This window comes from Tenacibaculum sp. M1.3A (assembly GCF_057732375.1).
In genome coordinates this window covers 356,734-376,978 of sequence record NZ_JBYJEF010000002.1, presented here as the reverse complement: position 1 = coordinate 376,978, position 20,245 = coordinate 356,734, and the positions used below count along the sequence as shown (strand labels likewise).

Below are 20,245 nucleotides of genomic sequence, written 5' to 3'. Positions count from 1 at the left end.
AAACAGCAGCCTGAAGTCCTTAAAAACGTGCCCTTAAAAATCTTAGCTTCTTATATAGGTGTTACTAATACTTCGTTAAGCAGAATCAGAAAAAACCCTCTTTAAAATAAGATAAATAAACTTACATTTATTTAGTGTCCAAAAACCAGGTTGACTCCTAAGCTGTTTTTATAGTAACTTCGCTAATTATTGACAAAACGAATTAAAACTCGGAATACCATTAAAACCTTGTGTAACAATCAAAAAAAACAGCTAATAATATAAGATTTTGTCAAACCCATAACTCCTTTGTAATAACTAAATTCACTCTTTTTCTAATTCACAAATGCGATACTTTATACACTTAGGATTCGATGGCACCGATTACAGCGGCTGGCAAAGACAAAATAACACCCGAAATACGATTCAAGAAACCCTAGAACAAACACTTTTTAAACTCTTTAATAAAAGAATAAGCGTTTATGGTTGCGGCAGAACCGATGCAGGTGTGCATGCCAGCCAATATGTTATAGACATCAATCTTGATGAACCACCTAATTTCGATTTAAAATTTAGACTGAATAAAAACTTACCTAATAACATCGCCGTTTTTGAAATATTTGAAGTCAACGAAGATCAATATGCCCGTTATGGTGCAGTATCACGCACCTACGATTATTTTATACATTGGAAGAAAAACCCAATACTATTTCACAATAGTTCTTTTTATGAAGATATAAAGTTAGACTTCGAATTAATGAAAAAGGCTGTGGTTCTTATTCGTGAAACTAAAGATTTTAAGGCGCTGTGTAAACAACCACATTTATACGATAATACACTTTGTGAGATAAGTAATTGCGAATTATTTATTGATGAAGCACAAGGACGCATGCGCTTTACGATTACAGGCAATCGTTTTTTGCGCGGCATGGTAAGAATTTGTGTTTATTATTTACTAGAAGTCGGACGTTGTAAAATTACAGTAGATGAATTTAACGAAATTTTAAATCTAAAAAAAAAGTTAAAAGTTAAGTATTCTGCCCATCCAAACGGTCTTTTTCTCAGCAAGGTGGAATATCCTTTTTTAAAATTGGATGATTCACATAATTTGGTGAAAATGCTGAGCGTTGGATTGGAGTAACCTAGAGTCTGATAAAAATTAGCAAAAAAACATTGATGAATTGAGAAAAAAAATCTGCCAACCTTAATCAATATTAACAAATTTCAATAGTCTATTTATTAAATTCATATCTCTTCACATTACAATTAGCATTTTTATATCTAAAATAAAAATGTCAGAAATTTATAAAATTATTTAACATGATTTAAAATCACATATAAAAATTTAAAACAAATATTTATTACCTCTAAAACTTAATAAAAACACAATATATAGAGGTTTCTGTTAAAATGGGTTAAAAAAGTTAAAGTTCTAATAAAACAGGATTTGCACATTAAAAAAACCTTTTAATTTGTTTAAAATAAATAAATTTTTAAATTATGAAAAAAGTACTATTAGTAGCATTAACTACTATTTTTGGTTTTGTAGGTATGAATGCCCAGAACGTTCAATTTGGGGTAAAAGGAGGTCTTAACTTTGCAGACATTAGAGGTGAAAACACCAACAATGCAAAAACTGTAACAAGTTTTAATTTTGGTGCAATGGCTGAAATTTCAATTACAGATAAATTTTCTTTTCAACCTGAATTAATTTTTTCTGGTCAAGGATATAGCGTTGGTGATAATGTAATTGCATTAAACTATTTAAATATTCCTTTAATGGCAAAATATTATGCTACCGAAAAATTCAGTTTAGAGGTAGGTCCTCAAATTGGTTTTTTACTTTCTGCTGAAAATGAAAAAGCAAACGTTAAAGACAACTTTAAAAATATGGATTATGGTATCAATATGGGTATAGGGTATAAATTAGATAATGGTCTTAATTTTGGCGCACGTTACAACTTAGGTTTAGCTAATGTTAATAATATAGACAATACTACAAATAAGATTAAAAGCGGTGTACTTCAACTTTCCGCTGGTTACTTCTTCTAATACACAGTAGTTTTAACATTATAAAGCCGGGGTAAATTTACATCGGCTTTTATTATTTCTAACTAGCTATTTCTTTAAAAAACCAATAAGCGCTGTATAAAAATCCTTCGGATTTTCAGCATGTAGCCAATGACCTGCATTGGCTATTTTTTTTATGGTAGAATTAGGAAAGTGCGCATTGATTATAGGCTCTTCATTTACCGAAATATAACCTGAATTTTCACCTTTTAAAAACAAAGTTTCGCCTTCAAAAACAGTAAAAGAAGGCAAAGCTTCACCTACTTCGTTGTTGTTTTCAGTCAACGATTTTAAATTAAAACGAAACCCGTATTGATCTTTCGTTTTTCTGTACACACTTTTTAATAAAAATTGTCGCACGCCAACTTGCGGAATCAATCCTGACAGTTTTTCATCTATCAAGCTTCGTGAATCTTGAACCGTAAAATCAACAGAATTCAAAGCCTCTAAAATATCATGATGATGTGGCGGATACATTCTTGGTGAAATATCAGCAACTACCAATTTACCAACCAAATTAGCATACTCAGTAGCGAATAACATTACTGTTTTTCCGCCCATAGAATGCCCTAATAAATCTACCTTTTCTAAATTATGATGTTGTATATAATTATACAAATCCGCAACCATTACTTCGTAATTAAATTCATCAGAATGAAAACTACGACCATGATTTCGTTGATCTATTAAATGTACTTCAAATCCGTCTTCCCCTAATTTGTTAGCATGGCTTTTCCAATTATCACCCATACCAAAATAACCATGCAAGATTAACAACGGTTTTCCTTCACCTATTATTCTAGAATGTAAAATCTGGTTATTACTCATTTATTTTTGAAGTTTACCTGGTCGAGCGCAGAGGAGACCTAAATTAGCCTCTCTTTTGAGCTACACTCACTACTTTCAACAAAATATACTTTGCTTTAGTAATGCTCGAGGAAATATTAAAAATTTATTATTGTAATCTGTGTAAATACATATTCACCACGTTTTCTAAACCCAGATACAACGATTCAGAAATAAGTGCGTGCCCTATAGAAACTTCCGCTAAATTGGGAATATTTTCTTTAAAAAACTGAATGTTTTCTAAACTTAAATCATGCCCTGCGTTAATACCCAAACCTAATTCGTGTGCTAAAATTGCAGCATCTGCATATGGCTTTATAGCATTTTTATTACCTAAATCAAACTGAGTTGCAAATTCTTCGGTATATAATTCAATACGATCTGCTCCTGTTTTGGCTGCGGCTTCAATCAACTTTAAATCAGTATCAATAAAAATTGAGGTTCTAATTCCGTTGCCCTTAAATTCCGAAATCACTTCTTGTAAATACGATTGATTCGCTACAGTATCCCAACCAGCGTTTGATGTTAAAGTATCTACACTATCTGGCACCAATGTTACTTGTGTTGGCTTTATTGCTAACACCATTTTCATGAATTGATCAATCGGATTTCCTTCAATATTATATTCGGTTGTTACAATCGATTTTAAATCATATGCATCTTGATAACGAATATGACGTTCATCTGGTCTTGGGTGAATTGTAATTCCTTGTGCACCAAAATCCTGAATATCGGTTGCTACTTTTAATAAATCAGGTGTATTTCCACCCCTTGAATTACGTAACGTAGCAATTTTATTAATATTTACACTTAACTTTGTCATCTCATAAAATTAGGTTACAAAGATAATCATTAAAACATTTTAAACTATATTCGTAGTAATGAATGTGAACGAGTTTATACTTAAAGAAATTAAGGCACTTACTTTAAAAAGCACTGTAAAAAGCGCTTTAAAAGTATGCAAAGATTTACCTATAACTCATATTCCTATTATTGAAAACGACAAACTAATTGGTTGCTTACCAGAAAGTGATGTTCATACGATTGAAAACAAAGAACTACCACTTAGTGAATACGCTTATTTACTAGATCATTTTTACACGAACGAAAAGGCAGCTCTTTTAGATTTAATTGTTTTATTTGCAGATAATGACTGTAATTTAATTCCGGTTTTAGACAAAGAAATGAACTATGTTGGTTATTATGAATTAAGCGATATTTTAGATGCCTTTGCTGATAGTCCTTTTTTACACAATGAAAGTGAAACTTTAATTATAGAGAAGAGCAAAAATGATACTTCTATGGGAGAAATTGCCCAAATAGTAGAAACGAACGGCGCAAAATTACTAGGTCTTTATACATCTTCAGAAAACCAAGATAGCATTCAGGTTACTTTAAAAATAATTACGGAAGAAATAAACGAAATTATTCAAACTTTTCGTAGATATGATTACAATGTTATTACAAAACATGAAGATGATTTTTACTTAGAAGAATTAAAAGACAGGGCCAATTATTTAAAAAAATACTTAGACATGTAGTTTACATTTCTATACCAAAAAATAATATTACAAGTGAAAAAAGTAGCTATTTACGGCCAGGCTTATACAATTTCAGCTGAAAAGGAAATTAAAATATTAGTATCAGCATTAGAGAAAAATAAAATTGTTGTTTTTTTTGAAAAAGAATTTTATGACTTATTAGTTGAAAATAATTCTTTAACTAAAAAATATCCTACTTATGCTCATTTTAGTGATTTATCTAACTCATTTGATGTGATGTTTACCATTGGTGGTGATGGAACTTTTTTAAGAGCTGTAACTTATATTAGAGATTTAAACATACCTGTTTTAGGAATAAACACGGGCCGATTAGGTTTTTTAGCTACGGTACAAAAGGATCAAATTAACGAAGCTGTTGATCTTTTGCTAAAGAAAAACTATACTACTCAAGACAGATCTTTATTACAAATAAAAACCTCTCCTCAAGCAAAAGAGTTTACAGAGCTAGATTTTGCACTAAACGAAATTACCATAGCTCGTAGAAATACCACATCAATGATTGGCGTAAAAACCTATTTAAATAAAGAGTATTTAACTAACTACTGGGCAGATGGCTTAATCATATCCACTCCTACAGGCTCTACAGGCTATTCTTTAAGTTGTAACGGCCCTGTTATTTTGCCTGATTCTAAAAGTTTTGTGATTACACCAATTGCACCTCATAACTTAAACGCAAGGCCAATGGTAATACCAGACGACACTTTAATTGAGTTAGAAGTTAGCGCCCGTGAAAAAGATTACTTAATTTCTTTAGATTCTCGAATCACAACAGTTTCTGAAGGCACTAAAATTAAAATACAAAAAGCCTCTTTTACGGTAAAAAGCATTTTACTAAATCATCAATCCCACCTAAAAACACTTAGAGGCAAACTTTTATGGGGCGAAGACACCAGAAATGAATCTTTATAATTGTATATAATTACAATAAAATCCGAAAAAAAAGGTTAATCAAAAAGACAGATTATTAACTTTTTAAAGCAAATTCATTTCCCTATATTTGCACGCTAATTTTATTATGAAGAACACTTTTTTATTCATATTATTTGCTTTTGCAGCAATTACAACACAATCTCAAACCCACGAAGTAGGTATATTCGTTGGGGGAACAAATTATGTTGGCGATATAGGCAGAAGCAGCTACATATACCCTAATGAATTAGGTGGTGGTTTAATTTACAAATACAACTTAAACCCAAGAATAGCTTTAAGAGGAACTTATACATACATACCTGTTTCTGGCGACGATAAAAGCTCTGAAAATTTATTCCGTCAAAACAGAGGCAACAACTTCTCTAACAATTTACATGAATTTGCTGCGGGGATAGAATTTAACTTCTTCGATTACAATATTAGCAATTACAAAACAACGTTTACTCCATATATACTAGCTGAAATTGCGGCATTTAATTACGCAAGTCCCGTAGAAAGAACTTCTCCGACTACTGTTCGCTTAGAAAACAAATTCTCTTATTCTATGCCAGTAGGTATAGGTATTAAAGGTCGTTTAGACGATCACTTAGCAATAGCTTTAGAAACAGGCGTAAGAATTACGCTAGTTGATGATATAGATTTCACTACAGACAAGATAAATGATTTTAATTTTGGTGGTACTGGTAACGACTGGTATATGTTTACTGGAATTTCTATTGTTTATAGTTTTGGAAGACCACCTTGTTACAAAGGTTTAGCAGAATAAATATGGAAGACAAATTACACAGTATTAACTTACAAAAAGTACCAAATCATATTGCTGTTATTATGGACGGTAATGGTCGATGGGCTAAAGGTAAAGGAATGCAACGTGTTTTTGGTCATAGAAACGCACTTACCGCAATAAGACAAACAGCCGATGCTGCATCTGAAATAGGTGTGAAATTTGTTACTTTATATGCTTTTTCTACAGAAAACTGGAACAGACCTAAACTAGAAGTAGATGCTCTAATGAGTTTACTTGTTAGCACTTTAAAAAAAGAACTACCAGATTTTCAGCGTAAAAACGTAAAAATTAATGCTATTGGCAACATAGATAGCTTACCTAAAAGCGCTCAGAAAATACTTGCAAAAGTTATTAGCGAAACAGAAAACAACACTAAAATCACCTTAACTTTTGCCTTAAGCTATGGTTCTAGAGAGGAAATTGTTAACACAATCAAAAACATATCTAAAAAAGTTGTTAATAACGAGCTCGATATTGAAAAAATAGACGAAAAAATTATAAATAACCATTTATATACATTTAATTTGCCCGACGTTGATTTAATGATACGTACAAGTGGCGAACAACGAATCAGTAATTTTCTACTTTGGCAAATAGCATATGCCGAATTATATTTTACCGAAATATTATGGCCAGATTTTAGAAGAGAAGATCTTTTTGATGCGATAATAAATTATCAGGACAGAGAAAGAAGGTTTGGAAAAACAAGTGAACAGATTGAGACCAATGAATAAATATTCTTATTTAGTAGTATTTTTAATCGCCTTTTTATCGGCGAATACACAAGCACAAAACACCATAACTAAAGATAGTACTACCATTGGTAATGTTATTTCTTACGAAAAAGGAAAACAATACATACTTGGTGGAATTACGGTTACTGGCCTACAAAAATTTAGCGAACAAACCATAAGAGTTTATACTGGTTTGATTGATGGCCAAGAAATAAAATTACCTGGTGATAAACTAACTAGTGCCATTAAAAAGCTTTATGAAAGTAAACAATTTAGTGATGTAGATGTGTATCTTTCAAAAAAAGATGGTGAAACTGTTTATCTTTTATTTAATGTTACAGAACTTCCACAATTAACAGACATTTCTGTTACAGGTGTTAGTAAATCTAAAGCAAAAGAGCTTAAGAAAGATACTGAGCTTAAGAAAGGTGCAATGGTCACAGATAACTTAATCGTAACTACAAGAAACTACATTAAAAAGAAATATACCGACAAAGGCTTCTTAAAAACCAAGGTTTCTTTAAGTACAAAAAAAGACACATCTGACATAAACACAGTTAGTATGGATATTTTTGTAGATAAAGGTAATCGTATAAAAATTAAAGAGATAAATTTCATTGGTAACAAAGCAATGTCTAATAGCACATTACGTGGAATCATGAAAAACACAAAGCGTAAGATTTTTGGTCGTTTTTGGAAATCATCTAAGTACATATTAGATGACTATAAGGAAGATTTAGAAAGTATTCTTGAAAAATATAGTGAAAACGGATACCGCGATGCCCGTATTTTATCTGATAATCTTATTTTTAACGAAGACAATACTATTAATCTTAATATTACTTTAGAAGAAGGTCGTCAGTATCGTTTTAATGAAATTAAATTTATAGGGAATAAAAAATATTCTGATAGGTTTTTACAAAACTTATTACGTATTGATAAAGGAGATGTTTATAATGGTAAAGTTTTAAAAGAACGTATTTCTGGTGACGGAACACCTAATTCACAAGATATTCAAACATTGTATCATAATAATGGTTATTTATTTTCTCAAATAAATGCTATAGAAACTAAAGTTGATAATGATTCTATAACTGTAGAAGTTCGTATTCGTGAAGATGAACAAGCTACAATTAAAAAAGTAACAGTTAGTGGTAACGAAAAAACAAATGACCATGTTATTTATAGAGAACTACGCGTAAAGCCAGGAGATTTATTTAGCCGTCAAAACATTATTAGATCTATTCGTGAAATTGGCCAATTAGGTTTTTTTGATGCAAATGTAACCCCTGATGTAAAACCAAATTATCAAAACAAAACAGCTGATATTGATTTTTCTGTAGTAGAAAAAGGTGGTAGCCAGATTGAACTGCAAGGTGGTTATGGTGGTGGCTCATTTATTGGAACTTTAGGATTATCTTTTAACAACTTTTCATTTAGAAATATTTTTAACAAAGAAGCATACAAGCCTTTACCTATGGGTGACGGTCAGAAGTTATCTTTACGCTTACAAGCTAGTAGAACCTATAACACCTATAGTTTTTCATTTACAGAGCCATGGTTAGGTGGTAAAAAACCACAATCATTATCTTTTTCTGTTTATTTATCAAATCAATATAGGTTTGATTTTCAAACAAATAATGTAGATAAAAGTCAAAGTTTAAGCATCATAGGAGCTTCTGTAGGTTTAGGTAGACGTTTAAGCTGGCCTGATGATTATTTTTCTTTATCTCAAAACATAAGTTACCAAAGAATTGACTTACAGAACTACGGTTACAGAGTTGGCTCTTCTAATGATGTTATTAGCGATGGAAACTTAAATAACCTAGCGTATAGTGTGGCACTTAGTCGTAACTCTACAGGGCCTAGTTTAATATTTCCTAGTTACGGTTCTGAATTTACTATTAAAGCAAAGGCAACATTTCCTTACTCATTAGTTAACGGAAAAGATTACACAGAAGATGAAAACCCTACTAATGATGAAAGACAAGCTTATTTAGCTGATAAATATAGATGGCTTGAGTACTACAAACTTTCTGCAAAAGGAAAATGGTATACATCATTGTCTTCTAACAATAAATTAGTATTAATGTCTAATTTTGAAATAGGCTACCTAGGTAGTTATAATAAAGAATTAGGGTTAACACCTGTTGAGAGGTACTTTGTTGGAGGAGATGGTATTGCACAGGGGCAATTAGATGGTAGAGAAACTGTAGGTTTAAGAGGTTATGAAAATAATAGAATATCATCAACTGACGGTGGAGCTATATATAACAAATTTCAGATGGAGTTACGTTATTCTATAACAGATAAACCTTCTGCATCAATATATACTTTAGGGTTTTTAGAAGCAGGTAATTCTTACAACAATTTTAGTGAATTTAATCCGTTTCAGTTAAAACGTTCAGCTGGTTTGGGTATTCGTATATTTATGCCTGCATTTGGTTTATTAGGTATTGATTTTGCTCACGGGTTTGATCCTTTACCTGGTTTAACAGAAAAATCTGGTTGGCAAACACATTTTATTATCGGAAGACAGTTTTAAAAACTTACATTTATGATGTACGTGTTTTTTTGGCACGGTTTTTTCTAAACACATTATAGTAACATGAAAAAAAGTATTTTATCAATCGTTCTTTTACTTATTACAACTATTGCTGTTGGTCAGAAAAGCCAGCGTATCGCATATATTGATATGGAGTATATTCTTCAAAATATCCCAGAATATTTAGAAGCTCAAAATTCTTTAGATGCTAAAGTTGAAAAATGGAAAACAAAATTAGATAAACAAGCGAGAGCTATAGAAGTTTTAAAAACTGATTTAACTAACGAGAAGGCAATATTAACAAAAGATTTAATTGACGAACGTGAAGAAGACATTACTATTAAACAAGAATCTTTACGCAGATTAGAATCGTTATACTTTGGTCCTAAGGGAGATATGTATAATTTAAGAAAGCAGTTAATAAAACCTATTCAAGATCAAGTTTACAATGCTGTTCAATCGATTGCTTCTAGAAAAAAATATGATTTTGTTTTTGATAAATCTAGTGAGCTTGTTATGTTATATTCGGACAAAAAGCACGATATTAGCGAGCTTATTGTTAAAATAATAAACATTGATCAGAAAAAGCAACAGAGAAGTGATAAAATAGCTGAGAAAAAAGAACTACTTAAAAACGAAAGTTTAAGTGATTCTCAAAAAGACAAAATAGCTCAAAAAGAAGCGCTTAGAAAGAAAAAGCAAAATGATAGGCTTACTAAAATTAAGCAAATTGAAGAAAAAAGACAAGCTAAATTAAAGCAAAGAGCTGATGCAAGAAAGTTATTAAAGGAAAAGAAAGAAGCTTTAAGAAAGGCTCAAGAAGAAGCAAGAAAAGAGGCTGAAGCTAAAAAGAACAAATAAATCAAGAATAAAGAACAATAAATTAAATTAAAAACAAAGATGAAACATTTTAAAACGTTAGTATTAGTTGCAATTTTCACAATTGGATTAGGTAGTGTGGCAAATGCACAAAAGACTGGACATATAAACACAGATAAGTTATTATCTGAAATGCCTGCAACTAAATCGATGAAGGCTGAGTTAGAAAAATTAAACAAAACTTACCGTGACGATATTGAAGCTATGTATAAGACTGTACAAGCTAAAATGAAGAAATATGAAGCAGAAGGTAAAAGCCAAACGCAAGAAGTAAATCAAAAAAGAGGTTTAGAGATTCAGCAAGACACACAAAGAATCAAACAAGCTGAACAGGCTGCTGGTCAAGAAATGCAAAAAAAGTATCAAGAAAAAACACTTCCTATCTTAAAGAAAGCCGAGCAAGCAATTAAAGATGTTGCTGCTGCTAAAGGAATTATTTATGTATTTGATGCTGCACCAGGTAAAGGATTAATCGTTTATGATAAAGGTGAAAACATTTATGATGCTGTTAAAGCTAAATTAGGTTTCTAATAAAAACTTAAAAATATATTATAAAAATCCTGCTGAATTCAGCAGGATTTTTATTTTTGTTATATTATGAAAAAAGATAATCAACAACCTATCGGTATATTTGATTCTGGAATAGGTGGTACATCTATTTGGAGAGAAATACACGCATTATTACCTAACGAAAGCACCATATACTTGTCGGACAGTAAAAATGCTCCCTACGGCCAAAAATCAAAGAAAGCGATTATAGATCTATCTATTAAAAACACAGAGTTTTTAATAAAAAAAGGATGTAAACTTATAGTTGTTGCTTGTAATACTGCCACAACAAATGCTATTGATTATTTAAGGGAGAAATACAACATCCCTATTATAGGTATAGAACCAGCAATTAAATCTGCCTCTATTCAAACAAAAACAGGGGTTATTGGTATTTTAGCTACCAAAGGAACTCTTAACAGCAGACTATTTGAACAAACATCGGCAACGATAGATAATAATATTACAATTGTCGAGCAAATTGGAACTGGACTTGTCGAACTCATTGAAAATGGCAAAATTCACTCAACAGAAATGACAAGCTTACTAAAACAACACCTAAAACCGATACTTTTTTCTAAATGTGATTGTATCGTATTAGGCTGTACACATTACCCCTACTTAATTTCTCAAATTAAAGAAATAACCGGAAATACTGTGCGTATTATTGATTCTGGTGAAGCTGTTGCAAGACAAACAAAAAATATTTTAATCCAAGAGAATCTTATTTCTAATTCAACTATTGATATTAAAAATATTTTTTTTATCAATAAAGATAAAACGGTTTTGGATCATATTTTAGAGGATTATAAAAGAGCAACTGTGGCCTATTTAGATTTTTAAAAGCTTCCATTAATATTAGGGCAAGCTGATCCTCTACGTTTTCTACATAACACATTTATTCCGAAAGATAATTGATGGAAACCACCGTTAGAAAAAACAACATCACCGCTTTGCTGTGTGTATGTATAAGCAAACATTAAATTTTTATGGTTTACTCCAACAATCGGAGTTACATAATGAGCATCACCAAACACACTACTATCTAAACTTCTGCGGTATGACAATGCCGCCCACAACTGAGTTGTTTCTAATTTTTTATAAACTTTAAAGTTTACATCCGCAATCTTTTCGCCAGTTTGCTCTTTATACTGCAACATCGCAGATGGCTCGAATTGCAATTTATCTTCATCTCCGAAAAAATAACCTACTCCAGCAATATAATTTCTAAGGTTAAGAGATTCAAAATCTGGATTCAAATCGTTTTTGGCTGAAAGCATAATATTTTTAACGGTAAAATAAGATGAAAAACTTTTGTGGTGATAAGAAACTCCAAAATCGGCATTAAAGTAAAAATCACTTTGTACTATTTGGCTAACAGTTGGATCATTTACGAACCTTGTTTGATCTACCTCATTTTGAACAACCGACATTGATAAACCAAATGACAACTGTTTAAATAAATTTTCATTCCCTAAGTTTAAGTGATAAGCATAAGTAGCTTGCAAACCTTTTTGTGAATGGTAACCATTTTTATCATTAAAAAGAATAAAACCATAAGCAGCATTAGAGTTTTCGTTAAACTTTGCATGAAAACTAGCTGTTTGTAAAGAAGGAGCGTCTTTTACACCAATCCATTGTTGACGAGCTGTTAAACGAAACTTACCACAATCGCCTATACCTGCTGCAGTTGGGTGAAGTAAATACACATTATCAGATAAATAATCTGCATATATTGGTAATGTTTCCTGTCCGTGTGTTTTAGATATAAAAATTAAAAAAAACAAGACTACAATTCTTTTCATACGTTTTAATTGATAAATAGCCCTCAAATATAAACAAGTGAAACAACAAATGCTGTTAAAATAAAAAAAGTAAGTACATTCTTTAATAAATATTTACTTTAAAAAAACATACATGTATTTATATCACTGTTAACTAAAACTTTACACACCTACCTGTTTTAGTATAAAATTTAACGATTAATTTATAGTAATTAACAAAACAAATTCTACTTTTGTAATCAGAAAAAGAAATTGAAAAAGTGCCAGTTTCGTTTTTTTTAGTTTAAGAAATTTTGAAGGGTTTTTTCTAATAAATTAAACAAACTGGTGCCTCAATTTACACTTTATACATATTCTTTTTTTAGGAAGATTTTTTAAAGCTATAGAGAGACTCTACAAAACTCTATATAAGTATGTATTGTTTAGATAAATTAAAAATTGTATTACTTAAAATAAAATGGTAATAAACAAAGAAGCCATTTTAAAAAAACATTGCTATACAGTATTAGTTTATCAAAGAATAAATAAAAAAATGATCACTTCATTTTCTAAAAAAGAAATAGAAACTTTGATATACAGATCAATAGTAGAAACTGATTTAAAGTATTTTGAAAAAATCGGTAAGAATTTTTATATTTCGAATAGAGCAAATAATATAAAAATAACGGTAAACTCTACTACTTATAGAATTATAACCGTTGATAAAATTTATAACAATAAACCATAATCAAATAAATTCAAAAAAAACACTTTAGATAAATCTAAAGTGTTTTTTTTGAATTTATTTTTTAAAATTACCAATTCCTTTTTCTAACCAATTATAATATTCATCAACATTTGGTGTGTAAGAAACCGGATCTATCAAATTTGTTTCATCATGAGCCATTAATACATAAAACGGTTGAGAGTTTGCTTTGTATTTTAAGGTTTGTAATTCACTCCATTTTTGACCGATATATTTTAACTTTTTACCTGGATTTAATTCAGAATCCACAACCTCATCTTCGTTTAAAGCTCTTTTATCATCAACATATAAAGAAATTAAAACAACTTTATTTTTCAAAACATCAAGTACTTTAGGTTTTACCCAAACATTTTGTTCCATCTTACGACAATTAACACAAGCGTGACCCGTAAAATCTATCATTACCGGTTTACCTATTTTTTTTGCATATGCAAGGCCTTTATCATAGTCATGAAAAGAAACTATATCATGAGGAGGCATTAAATGAGCACCTTCTGGTAAATTGCTATGAATATCAGATTTATTATTAGAAACAGTAATTGCACTTTGTTTTGTATACCCTACTCCGTATGGCGATTCACTATAATGTTGTGGCGGTGGAAAAGCACTAATTAAATTTAAAGGCGCACCCCATAAACCCGGTAACATATAAATAGTAAATGCTCCTATAACCAACCCTAGAGATAGTCTTCCTACAGAAATATGCTTTTGTGGACTATCGTGAGGTAATTGAATTTTACCTAATAAATATAACGTTAATGCTCCGAATATTGCAATCCAAATAGCTATAAATACTTCTCTTTCTAATAAATGCAATTGTAAAACTAAATCGGCATTCGATAAAAATTTAAAAGCTAAAGCTAATTCTAAGAATCCTAATACTACTTTCACTGTATTTAACCAACCTCCTGATTTTGGTAATGAATTTAACCAACCAGGAAAAGCTGCAAACAACGCAAATGGTATTGCTATAGCTGATGAGAAACCTAACATACCTATAATAGGTGCGATACCTCCTTTTGATGCTGACTCAACTAATAATGTTCCTACAATTGGTCCTGTACAGGAAAACGACACAATTGCTAAAGCTAATGCCATAAAAAAGATTCCGATTAAACCACCTCTGTCTGCTTGAGAATCTACTTTAGTAGCCCAAGAACTTGGTAAAGTAATTTCAAAAGCACCTAAAAATGATGCTGCGAAAACTACTAAAATTAAAAAGAACGCAATATTAAACCAAACATTAGTTGACAAAGCATTTAACGCATCAGCCCCAAAAACACCGGTTACAACTGTACCTAATAAAACATATATTGCAATAATTGATACTCCATAAATAATAGCATTTTTAATTCCTTTAGCCTTACTTTTACTTTGTTTTGTAAAAAAACTTACCGTCATAGGAATCATCGGAAAAACACAAGGTGTTAACAATGCTGCAAAACCAGATAAAAAAGCAATAAAGAAAATACTTAATAATCCTTTTTTACTTTCTTCAGAGTCATTATCTGGTTTAGCTTTGTTAGCAATCACATTGCTGTTTGAAACGCTCTTTGTCAAATCAAAAACTAAATCAATTTCTTTTGGAGGCAAACACTTTTCGTCTGTACATGCAATAAACTCAACAAATGCAATTACTTCTTTAACTTTTAAATCTACTAATTCTATTTCTTGTTCAAAAACAGCTTTATAAGCGAATGACTTAATACTCATTCCTTCCTCATTAAAAAGCTTTGTGAATTTAACTTTTCCTTTAGGCTCTTTTGTATTTCCTACTAACTTTAAACTACCACCATTATCATCATAGGTAAAAGTGGTTGGTATTGGCCCTCCTTTTGGTACTTCCTGAGAATAAAGACTCCAGTTTTCCTTTATAGTAGCTTCTGTAATTAATTTATATTTTGAATCTGATATTTTCTCAACTTTTGTTGTCCATTTTATAGGATTAAATATCTGACCTGTTACTGTTATGGTGTTAATTAACAAAACTAACAGTAGTAGCGTTACTTTTTTCATCTAAATTTTATTGGTTTTTATTTAGTTAATCGTAAACGTTAAATCTTCTTCTTTAGGAGGCAAACAATTTTCATCTGAACAAACCATATATTCTACCGTAGCTTTAATAATAAATTTCTCAAGTGTTTTTAACCTTATTCGTTGTTTAAAAATAGCTTTCTCATCAAAATATTTAATACGCATGTCAAACATTTCATCATCTACAACATGCCCTTCTCCTTCTTTTGTATTTCCTTTTTTTAAATATCTTTTATCTCCTGTAAATGAAAATAATGTAGGTATAGGGCCTCCTTTAGGTATTTCCTGAGAATAAATATGCCATTCATCATCTAGAGTCGCAATAGCTATTAACTCTATTTCTTGATTTGATATTTTTTTTATTGATGTTGTCCATTTTACAGGATTGTGAATTTGCCCATAAGAAACAAGACTTATTATAAATAGTAATACTGATACTAGTTTCTTCATTATTATATAATTAATACGTTGTTCTAATTTTTGTAAAAATAACACCTTTCTTTATTAAATTAGGATACATTTAAAAAGTTTAACTTTTTAAAAAATTAAACAAAAAAAAAGAGTAATCATTTCTGATTACTCTTTTGTAGTAGCGGGAACTGGACTCGAACCAGTGACCTTCGGGTTATGAGCCCGACGAGCTACCTACTGCTCTATCCCGCGATTTCGAGTGCAAATATACTACTTTTAATTACATTAAAACAAAAAACATTAATTTATTTATCAAAAAAATAGACACCACCTTCTTTGTTTAATAAATAGCTGTATTTGTTAAACATTTTGTATCTTTACAAAAATATTATTTCTTATTCTTACAAAAAAACTGCGTGTATGTTTGGATTGTTTAAAAAAAAATCATCAAAAGAAAAATTACAAGATCAATATAAACAACTTTTAAAAGAAGCCTACAGTTTATCTACGGTTAACAGAAAAATGAGTGATCAAAAGACCATGGAAGCTGAAGAGATAATGAAACAAATAGAAAAACTGAATTAACCTTTTTTTTATGATAGAAGATAAAAAACCTGATAATGTAGTTTTTAATACAGAAACTCAAAAATACGACGCAGCTCTTAAACCATATGCAACATCAGTTGGTGCACCGGTAATTACAACTACCGATACAATTGCATGGAAGAACAGAAGTATTAATAAAATAAATCATAAAGTAGCTGCCAAATATATGGAGCTTAAAGATGAATATGAAAAGATGATGCAACAGTTTGAGTATAATAACTTAATATTTGCTGCAAAATTTTCTTTTGAACCTATTATCGGTCAAGTATATCATTTGTACAAAAGAAATGAAAATGAAAATTTTTTATCTATCATATCACCTAATGAATGTAACTTTAATTCGTTAGGGAGTTTTTATTTGACTGTAGATCAAATTTGGGAAAAAATCTGATTTTAGTATGGCATTACACAATGATAAATTTACAGAAAGAGAACTAAATAGAATTATAGAAATGGCTTGGGAAGACAGAACTCCTTTTGAAGCTATTTTATTTCAGTTTGAATTACCCGAAAAAGAGGTTATTAAATTAATGAGGGGGAATTTAAAAGAATCTAGTTTTAAGCGATGGCGAAAACGTGTAAATAGTGGCGTAAGTCAAAAACATTTAAAAAAACGTAATTCGGACATAACTAGGTTTAAATGTTCTCGTCAAAAAGCTATTTCTGGTAATAAAATAAGCAAGAGATAAAAGTTTGGATAAACAGCCTATAAATATTGTTTGGCTAAAGCGTGATTTACGTTCTTTAGATCACGAGCCTTTATTTAATGCTGAAAAATCAGATATTCCATATATAATTATCTACTTATTTGAACCTGAAATTATTGAGTACCCTGATACTAGCCTACGCCATCTTAGTTTTATATACCACTCTATAAAAGCACTTAACACTACTTTAAAAAAACATAATAAAATTGTGCATTTGTTTTATGAAAATAGCTTGACAATTTTCACTTACTTAAACACAAATTTTAATATAAATAAATTATTTAGCTACCAAGAAAGTGGTACCCAAATAACATGGGAACGAGATAAAAAAATAGCTCTTTTTTGTAAAAAAAATTCAATCTTTTGGAAACAATATCAGCGTGATGGTATTTTAAGAGGTATTAAGAATAGGAAAAATTGGAATAATGAATGGCATAAAACAATGCACCAACACGTTATTAACAATCAGTATTCTAATAAAACAAGCATCGAGATAACCCATCCTTTTAAAATACCTAAGGATTTAAAAGCAAAATTAGAAAACTACCCTTCACACCTACAACCTGCTGGCGAGCAAAATGCATGGCACTACTTAAAATCATTTACATTAAAAAGAGGTTTCAATTATCATAAACACATATCAAAACCCACGGAAAGCAGAATGGCGTGTAGCCGACTCTCTCCTTATTTAGCCTGGGGAAACATAAGTATTAAACAAGTTTTTCAATTTGTAGGCACACACCCTAACGGAACCAATAATAACAGCGCTTTTTCTGGTATGTTAACACGCTTACATTGGCATTGTCATTTTATTCAAAAATTTGAGGTTGAATGTAGTTATGAGACTCTTTGTATAAATAAAGGTTATGAATTATTAGAGCATAAAAAAAACACTTCCTTCATTAAAGCATGGAAAACAGGAACCACTGGCTACCCTTTAATTGATGCTTGCATGCGAGCTTTAGAGGAAACTGGATGGGTTAATTTTAGAATGCGAGCCATGCTTGTGTCGTTTTTAACTCTAAATCTCGATCAAGATTGGAGAGAGGGAACTTATCATTTAGCTAGGTATTTTTTAGACTATGAACCTGGTATTCATTATCCTCAATTTCAAATGCAAGCTGGCACAACAGGTATCAACACAGTTCGATTATACAACCCTGTAAAGAACTCTTATGAGCATGATCCGCAAGGTGTATTTATAAAAAAATGGATTCCAGAACTCTCAAATGTTCCCGTCGCCAACATTCACGAACCCTGGAAAATGACGTATATAGAACAGGTTTTTTGTAAAACATTTATAGGTGAAGACTATCCGTTACCAATTGTAAACCTACAAGAAAGCGCCCGTACTGCTAGAGATAAAATATGGACACACAAAAAACATCCTGCTGTACAAAAAGAAAAAAATAGAATTCTTAACACTCACGTTAACAAAAAAAATAAAAAGTTTTAATTTCTAAAATGAAAAAACAACACCTTCCTAAAAAAATATGCATCGTTTGTAAGCTACCTTTTTCTTGGCGTAAGAAATGGGAAAAAAACTGGGAAGATGTAAAATACTGCAGTCAACGCTGCCGAAAAAACAAATGAAACAAGCAAACATTATATTTCCTCATCAATTATTTGAAAAATCACCACTTTTCAATACAGAAGCTTCTACCTATTTAATTGAAGAGTTTTTATTTTTTAAACACTATAACTTTCATAAGCAAAAAATAGCTTTTCATAGAGCAACAATGAAAAAATACGCTGATTTTCTTAAAGAAGATAAAAGCATAGAGGTTAACTATATTGAAGCTATAGATAAAAAATCAGATATAAGAACTTTAATTCCTTTTTTAAAAGAACAAGGAGTGGCACACATAAACTATATAGATACTACTGACGATTGGCTTCAAAAAAGAATAGAAAAAGGTTGTTTAGAAAATGATATCTCCATTAAAAAATACAATTCTCCACTTTTTTTAAACACTAAAAAAGAGATTTCTGCACTTATTACTAAGGATAATAAAAAATATCATCAAACACCTTTTTACATAGCCCAACGTAAAGCACGCAAAATTCTTATAGACTCAGATAACAAACCAATTGGAGGAAAATGGACATTTGATACTGAAAACAGAAAAAAATATCCTGCTAAAAAAACACCTCCAACAATACATTTTCCAGATGTAGACTCTTATTACATAGAGGCTCAAAAATATGTAGCCAAACATTTTTCAAACAACTTAGGTAGTCTTACCGACCATTCTTTATATCCCACAGATTACAAAACTACAAAGCAATGGTTGCACCAATTTTTCGAACATCGTTTTATGGATTTTGGCACTTATGAAGATGCTATTGTCGCAGAAAACTCAATACTAAACCACAGTGTATTAACCCCCATGTTAAACGTAGGTTTAATAACACCCAAACAAATTCTTGATGCTTGCTTACTATACGCTATAGAAAATAAAATACCTATTAACTCAACAGAAGGTTTTATTCGTCAAATTATTGGTTGGCGAGAATTTATAAGAGGCGTTTATGAAGCACGAGGAAGCGACGAAAGAACTACTAGTTTCTGGAAATTTAAAAAGAAAATACCCGCTTCCTTTTACAATGGTACCACAGGTATTTTACCTATTGATAAAACTATAAAAAAAGTATTACAAACAGGATATTGCCACCATATTGAGAGGCTAATGATTTTAGGGAATTTTATGATGTTGTGTGAATTTGATCCAAATGAAGTTTACCAATGGTTTATGGAGCTGTTTATTGATGCTTATGATTGGGTAATGGTTACAAATGTTTACGGAATGAGCCAATATGCCGATGGAGGCTTAATGGCTACAAAACCATATATAAGCGGCAGTAATTATATACTAAAAATGAGTAATTATAAAAAAGGTGAGTGGCAAAAAACTTGGGATGGGCTTTTTTGGCGTTTTATGCATACACATCGTGATTTCTTTTTATCAAATCCTCGATTAGGAATGCTAGTTCATATGTTTGATAAAATGCCTGAGGAAAAACAACAAAGCCATCTTACTGCAGCAAACAACTACCTATTAAGAGCATAAAAAAAC

Annotated in this window: 22 protein-coding genes and 1 tRNA gene; 17 read left to right on the top strand and 6 right to left on the bottom strand. The window is 30.6% G+C overall.

What is annotated here, in order from left to right:
* The first annotated feature begins 325 nt into the window (after nt 1-325).
* On the top strand, nt 326-1,120 hold the full coding sequence (gene truA, locus AC28QF_RS04410; protein WP_488200580.1) for a tRNA pseudouridine(38-40) synthase TruA: 795 nt from the start codon (nt 326-328) through the stop codon (nt 1,118-1,120).
* Nucleotides 1,121-1,479: 359 nt separating this feature from the next.
* Nucleotides 1,480-2,031 (top strand): porin family protein, encoded by a 552-nt coding sequence (locus AC28QF_RS04405; RefSeq protein ID WP_488200581.1) that lies wholly within the window; start codon nt 1,480-1,482, stop codon nt 2,029-2,031.
* 66 nt (nt 2,032-2,097) lie between these two features.
* On the opposite strand, the gene AC28QF_RS04400 is transcribed toward AC28QF_RS04405, so the two are convergent.
* Both AC28QF_RS04400 and AC28QF_RS04395 read right to left on the bottom strand, forming a co-directional pair.
* Nucleotides 2,098-2,877 carry an alpha/beta fold hydrolase gene (locus AC28QF_RS04400; protein WP_488200582.1) on the bottom strand — a complete coding sequence of 260 codons (780 nt, stop codon included), beginning with the start codon at nt 2,875-2,877 and terminating at the stop codon, nt 2,098-2,100.
* A gap of 127 nt (nt 2,878-3,004) precedes the next feature.
* Nucleotides 3,005-3,718 (bottom strand): pyridoxine 5'-phosphate synthase, encoded by a 714-nt coding sequence (locus AC28QF_RS04395; protein ID WP_488200583.1) that lies wholly within the window; start codon nt 3,716-3,718, stop codon nt 3,005-3,007.
* Nucleotides 3,719-3,776: 58 nt separating this feature from the next.
* Between AC28QF_RS04395 and AC28QF_RS04390 the strand changes: the two genes are divergently transcribed.
* The 8 genes from AC28QF_RS04390 to murI all read left to right on the top strand — a co-directional run bounded on the left by AC28QF_RS04390 (nt 3,777) and on the right by murI (nt 11,724).
* Entirely contained in the window at nt 3,777-4,436 is a 660-nt protein-coding gene (locus AC28QF_RS04390; RefSeq protein WP_488200584.1) for a CBS domain-containing protein, read from the top strand.
* Nucleotides 4,437-4,469: 33 nt separating this feature from the next.
* A complete protein-coding gene (locus AC28QF_RS04385) occupies nt 4,470-5,366 on the top strand; it encodes an NAD kinase (protein WP_488200585.1) in 897 nt (298 codons plus the stop codon).
* Nucleotides 5,367-5,472: 106 nt separating this feature from the next.
* The gene (porG, locus tag AC28QF_RS04380) at nt 5,473-6,153 is read left to right on the top strand and encodes a type IX secretion system protein PorG (RefSeq protein ID WP_488200586.1); all 681 of its coding nucleotides are present in this window, start codon (nt 5,473-5,475) and stop codon (nt 6,151-6,153) included.
* A gap of 2 nt (nt 6,154-6,155) precedes the next feature.
* Nucleotides 6,156-6,908: an undecaprenyl pyrophosphate synthase gene (uppS, locus tag AC28QF_RS04375; RefSeq protein WP_488200587.1), complete on the top strand. Its 753-nt coding sequence runs from the start codon at nt 6,156-6,158 to the stop codon at nt 6,906-6,908.
* The gene (gene bamA, locus AC28QF_RS04370) at nt 6,901-9,453 is read left to right on the top strand and encodes an outer membrane protein assembly factor BamA (RefSeq protein ID WP_488200588.1); all 2,553 of its coding nucleotides are present in this window, start codon (nt 6,901-6,903) and stop codon (nt 9,451-9,453) included. The genes uppS and bamA overlap by 8 nt, the downstream gene beginning before the upstream one ends.
* 63 nt (nt 9,454-9,516) lie before the next feature.
* The gene (locus AC28QF_RS04365) at nt 9,517-10,314 is read left to right on the top strand and encodes an OmpH/Skp family outer membrane protein (RefSeq protein ID WP_488200589.1); all 798 of its coding nucleotides are present in this window, start codon (nt 9,517-9,519) and stop codon (nt 10,312-10,314) included.
* Nucleotides 10,315-10,353: 39 nt separating this feature from the next.
* Nucleotides 10,354-10,863, top strand: a complete 510-nt coding sequence (locus AC28QF_RS04360; protein WP_488200590.1) for an OmpH/Skp family outer membrane protein — start codon at nt 10,354-10,356, stop codon at nt 10,861-10,863.
* Between the two features lie 66 nt (nt 10,864-10,929).
* Entirely contained in the window at nt 10,930-11,724 is a 795-nt protein-coding gene (gene murI, locus AC28QF_RS04355) for a glutamate racemase (protein ID WP_488200591.1), read from the top strand.
* Here the strand turns inward: murI and AC28QF_RS04350 are convergent.
* Nucleotides 11,721-12,686 carry a PorP/SprF family type IX secretion system membrane protein gene (locus AC28QF_RS04350; protein WP_488200592.1) on the bottom strand — a complete coding sequence of 322 codons (966 nt, stop codon included), beginning with the start codon at nt 12,684-12,686 and terminating at the stop codon, nt 11,721-11,723. The two genes, murI and AC28QF_RS04350, sit on opposite strands and share 4 nt — an antisense overlap.
* A gap of 436 nt (nt 12,687-13,122) precedes the next feature.
* Here AC28QF_RS04350 and AC28QF_RS04345 point away from each other — a divergent pair, with 436 nt between their 5' ends.
* Nucleotides 13,123-13,392 (top strand): DUF3781 domain-containing protein, encoded by a 270-nt coding sequence (locus tag AC28QF_RS04345; RefSeq protein ID WP_488200593.1) that lies wholly within the window; start codon nt 13,123-13,125, stop codon nt 13,390-13,392.
* Between the two features lie 54 nt (nt 13,393-13,446).
* Here AC28QF_RS04345 and AC28QF_RS04340 read toward each other — a convergent pair whose 3' ends face one another.
* From AC28QF_RS04340 to AC28QF_RS04330, 3 genes are all read right to left on the bottom strand, one after another.
* Nucleotides 13,447-15,426 (bottom strand): protein-disulfide reductase DsbD family protein, encoded by a 1,980-nt coding sequence (locus tag AC28QF_RS04340; protein WP_488200594.1) that lies wholly within the window; start codon nt 15,424-15,426, stop codon nt 13,447-13,449.
* Nucleotides 15,427-15,447: 21 nt separating this feature from the next.
* Complete coding sequence (locus AC28QF_RS04335) at nt 15,448-15,894, bottom strand: protein-disulfide reductase DsbD domain-containing protein (RefSeq protein ID WP_488200595.1); 447 nt, start codon at nt 15,892-15,894, stop codon at nt 15,448-15,450.
* A 140-nt stretch (nt 15,895-16,034) separates the two neighbouring features.
* A tRNA-Met gene (locus tag AC28QF_RS04330) sits at nt 16,035-16,107 on the bottom strand.
* Nucleotides 16,108-16,275: 168 nt separating this feature from the next.
* Between AC28QF_RS04330 and AC28QF_RS04325 the strand changes: the two genes are divergently transcribed.
* Genes AC28QF_RS04325 through AC28QF_RS04300 form a run of 6 tightly spaced genes read left to right on the top strand, consistent with a single transcriptional unit; the run spans nt 16,276 to nt 20,239 of the window.
* Nucleotides 16,276-16,440: a Lacal_2735 family protein gene (locus AC28QF_RS04325; RefSeq protein ID WP_315945370.1), complete on the top strand. Its 165-nt coding sequence runs from the start codon at nt 16,276-16,278 to the stop codon at nt 16,438-16,440.
* A 10-nt stretch (nt 16,441-16,450) separates the two neighbouring features.
* Nucleotides 16,451-16,852, top strand: coding sequence for a DUF2452 domain-containing protein (locus AC28QF_RS04320; protein ID WP_488200596.1), 402 nt, complete (start codon nt 16,451-16,453; stop codon nt 16,850-16,852).
* Nucleotides 16,853-16,859: 7 nt separating this feature from the next.
* Nucleotides 16,860-17,150, top strand: a complete 291-nt coding sequence (locus AC28QF_RS04315) for a TIGR03643 family protein (RefSeq protein WP_488200597.1) — start codon at nt 16,860-16,862, stop codon at nt 17,148-17,150.
* Nucleotides 17,151-17,154: 4 nt separating this feature from the next.
* Nucleotides 17,155-18,624, top strand: coding sequence for a cryptochrome/deoxyribodipyrimidine photo-lyase family protein (locus AC28QF_RS04310; RefSeq protein WP_488200598.1), 1,470 nt, complete (start codon nt 17,155-17,157; stop codon nt 18,622-18,624).
* Nucleotides 18,625-18,632: 8 nt separating this feature from the next.
* Nucleotides 18,633-18,761 carry a DUF2256 domain-containing protein gene (locus AC28QF_RS04305; protein ID WP_488200599.1) on the top strand — a complete coding sequence of 43 codons (129 nt, stop codon included), beginning with the start codon at nt 18,633-18,635 and terminating at the stop codon, nt 18,759-18,761.
* Nucleotides 18,758-20,239, top strand: a complete 1,482-nt coding sequence (locus AC28QF_RS04300; RefSeq protein ID WP_488200600.1) for a cryptochrome/photolyase family protein — start codon at nt 18,758-18,760, stop codon at nt 20,237-20,239. Before AC28QF_RS04305 ends, AC28QF_RS04300 begins: the two co-directional genes overlap by 4 nt.
* Nucleotides 20,240-20,245 lie beyond the last annotated feature (6 nt).

Bases quoted from the DNA above. Each gene is read 5' to 3' on its own strand.
- truA (WP_488200580.1), top strand. From the start codon at position 326: ATGCGATACTTTATACACTTAGGATTCGATGGCACCGATTACAGCGGC.
- AC28QF_RS04405 (WP_488200581.1), top strand. From the start codon at position 1,480: ATGAAAAAAGTACTATTAGTAGCATTAACTACTATTTTTGGTTTTGTA.
- AC28QF_RS04400 (WP_488200582.1), bottom strand. From the start codon at position 2,877: ATGAGTAATAACCAGATTTTACATTCTAGAATAATAGGTGAAGGAAAA.
- AC28QF_RS04395 (WP_488200583.1), bottom strand. From the start codon at position 3,718: ATGACAAAGTTAAGTGTAAATATTAATAAAATTGCTACGTTACGTAAT.
- AC28QF_RS04390 (WP_488200584.1), top strand. From the start codon at position 3,777: ATGAATGTGAACGAGTTTATACTTAAAGAAATTAAGGCACTTACTTTA.
- porG (WP_488200586.1), top strand. From the start codon at position 5,473: ATGAAGAACACTTTTTTATTCATATTATTTGCTTTTGCAGCAATTACA.
- uppS (WP_488200587.1), top strand. From the start codon at position 6,156: ATGGAAGACAAATTACACAGTATTAACTTACAAAAAGTACCAAATCAT.
- bamA (WP_488200588.1), top strand. From the start codon at position 6,901: ATGAATAAATATTCTTATTTAGTAGTATTTTTAATCGCCTTTTTATCG.
- AC28QF_RS04365 (WP_488200589.1), top strand. From the start codon at position 9,517: ATGAAAAAAAGTATTTTATCAATCGTTCTTTTACTTATTACAACTATT.
- AC28QF_RS04360 (WP_488200590.1), top strand. From the start codon at position 10,354: ATGAAACATTTTAAAACGTTAGTATTAGTTGCAATTTTCACAATTGGA.
- murI (WP_488200591.1), top strand. From the start codon at position 10,930: ATGAAAAAAGATAATCAACAACCTATCGGTATATTTGATTCTGGAATA.
- AC28QF_RS04350 (WP_488200592.1), bottom strand. From the start codon at position 12,686: ATGAAAAGAATTGTAGTCTTGTTTTTTTTAATTTTTATATCTAAAACA.
- AC28QF_RS04345 (WP_488200593.1), top strand. From the start codon at position 13,123: ATGGTAATAAACAAAGAAGCCATTTTAAAAAAACATTGCTATACAGTA.
- AC28QF_RS04340 (WP_488200594.1), bottom strand. From the start codon at position 15,426: ATGAAAAAAGTAACGCTACTACTGTTAGTTTTGTTAATTAACACCATA.
- AC28QF_RS04335 (WP_488200595.1), bottom strand. From the start codon at position 15,894: ATGAAGAAACTAGTATCAGTATTACTATTTATAATAAGTCTTGTTTCT.
- AC28QF_RS04325 (WP_315945370.1), top strand. From the start codon at position 16,276: ATGTTTGGATTGTTTAAAAAAAAATCATCAAAAGAAAAATTACAAGAT.
- AC28QF_RS04320 (WP_488200596.1), top strand. From the start codon at position 16,451: ATGATAGAAGATAAAAAACCTGATAATGTAGTTTTTAATACAGAAACT.
- AC28QF_RS04315 (WP_488200597.1), top strand. From the start codon at position 16,860: ATGGCATTACACAATGATAAATTTACAGAAAGAGAACTAAATAGAATT.
- AC28QF_RS04305 (WP_488200599.1), top strand. From the start codon at position 18,633: ATGAAAAAACAACACCTTCCTAAAAAAATATGCATCGTTTGTAAGCTA.
- AC28QF_RS04300 (WP_488200600.1), top strand. From the start codon at position 18,758: ATGAAACAAGCAAACATTATATTTCCTCATCAATTATTTGAAAAATCA.